1 protein-coding gene is annotated in these 1,803 nt (G+C 68.7%); it reads left to right on the top strand.

Annotation, left to right across the window (positions count from 1 at the left end; all coding sequences use genetic code 11):
- Positions 1 to 332 precede the first annotated feature (332 nt).
- Positions 333 to 1,565: an IS701 family transposase gene (locus tag AB0A69_RS33775; RefSeq protein WP_361429935.1), complete on the top strand. Its 1,233-nt coding sequence runs from the start codon at positions 333 to 335 to the stop codon at positions 1,563 to 1,565.
- The last annotated feature ends 238 nt before the right edge of the window (positions 1,566 to 1,803 follow it).

Below are 1,803 nucleotides of genomic sequence, written 5' to 3'. Positions count from 1 at the left end.
GAACCGGCGGCATCACCCCCGTACAGGACGGCGATCGTCATGCCCGTGGCGCCCGCGATCAGCCGGCCCGGGCGGAACTCATGCAGCGGCACGGGCCCAGCTCTCCGAGCGCCCGTAGCGGCCTCGGCACGTGGAGTCCGCGTCAATCTTGGACAGTTGCCGTCAGCTCCTAATACTCCAACGTCACTTGGCTTCGGCGTTGGGCGTGGCGTGGGCATGAAGACGGCCACCGCGTTGATCATCGATGGTTTGTGAGGACAATCGAAGATCGTGCGGTGGCCGCGTGCCACAGCGTAGACCCCGCCGGGTGGCGGGTCATCCTGGACGAGGCGATGACGCGTGTCGCGGGCCGGTTCGTGCGGGCCGAGCCGCGGGCGACGGCCGGGCAGTTCGTAGAAGGGCTGCTGTCGGAGGCCGAACGGAAGACCTGCTGGTCGCTTGCGGAGCGGGCGGGTCACGGGGATCCACAGGCGATGCAGCGGCTGCTGCGCACGGCGGTGTGGGATGCCGACGCCGTCCGCGATGACGTGCGTGAGTGGCTGATCGAGCAGCTCGGCCATCCCGACGCGGTGCTGGTGACCGACGAGACCGGGTTCTTGAAGAAGGGCGTGTGCTCGGTCGGGGTGCAGCGGCAGTACACCGGCACCGCCGGCCGGATCGAGAACAGTCAGGTCGCAGTGTTCCTGGCCTACGTGACACCTGCCGGGCGGGCGATGATCGACCGCAGGCTCTACCTACCCGAGACGACCTGGTGCGAGCAGCCCGACCGCCTCGCCGCCGCCGGGGTCCCGAACGACGTCGAGTTCGCCACGAAGCCCGCTCTGGCCCGGCAGATGATCGCCGCCGCGTTGGATGCCGGAGTCCCGTTCGCATGGGTGACCGGGGACGAGGTCTACGGCGCCGACCCCGCCCTACGCGACAACCTAGAACAACGCGGAATCGGCTACGTCCTCGCGGTCGGCTGCGACCGACGCGTGGCGGTCAACGACGGCCGCACCCTGGTCCGCGTTGACGACCTCGCCGAGCGCATCCCCACCGCCGAGTGGCAACTGCACAGCTGCGGACCCGGAGCGAAAGGACCACGCGAGTACCTGTGGGCGTGGATCACCACCGCCACCCGGCCGGATGAACACCGGTGGCTGCTGATCCGCCGCAACCGCACCACCGGCGAGCTGGCCTTCTACCTGTGCTGGTCACCCCGCCCCGTCCCGCTGCACACCCTCGTGACCGTCGCCGGCTCCCGCTGGAGCATCGAAGAGCTGTTCCAGACCGGCAAAGGCCAAGTCGGCCTCGACCACTACCAAGTCCGCGGCTGGACCGGCTGGCACCGGTTCATCACCCTGGCCATGCTCGCCCTGGCCGTCCTGACCACCCTCACCGCGCAGCAACCCGACACCGACCCGGAGATCATCGCGCTGACCATCGCCGAGATCCGCCGACTCCTCAACGCCTTCGTCCTCGCCGCATCGCTCCCGCCAGAACACACCCTGCACTGGTCAATCTGGCGACGAACATCCCAAGCCCGAGCCCGCCGATCCCACTACCAGCGCAGACAGGCCAAGTGACGTTGGAGTATTAGAACGTGTGCGTACCACGGGTGGCGCCGGCACCACCCGGTCTCGCCGCGCTACACCTCGGCCGCCGGTACCAGGGCATTGACATTAACCCCGCGTTCCACGACGAGGCGCTGCACCGACTCACCCCGCATCTGCCCGACGACTCGTCGCACGAGGACGGCGGGTGAGCCGCCTACGCACCGTGCCGGTCTCCTTTGCCCAAGCCTGCAGCTTCGTTGAGGACTGG

The sequence above is a fragment of the Streptomyces sp. NPDC045431 genome, from assembly GCF_040646655.1.
Taxonomy (GTDB): Bacteria; Actinomycetota; Actinomycetes; order Streptomycetales; family Streptomycetaceae; genus Streptomyces.
This window is presented reverse-complemented; position numbering and strand designations above follow the sequence as displayed.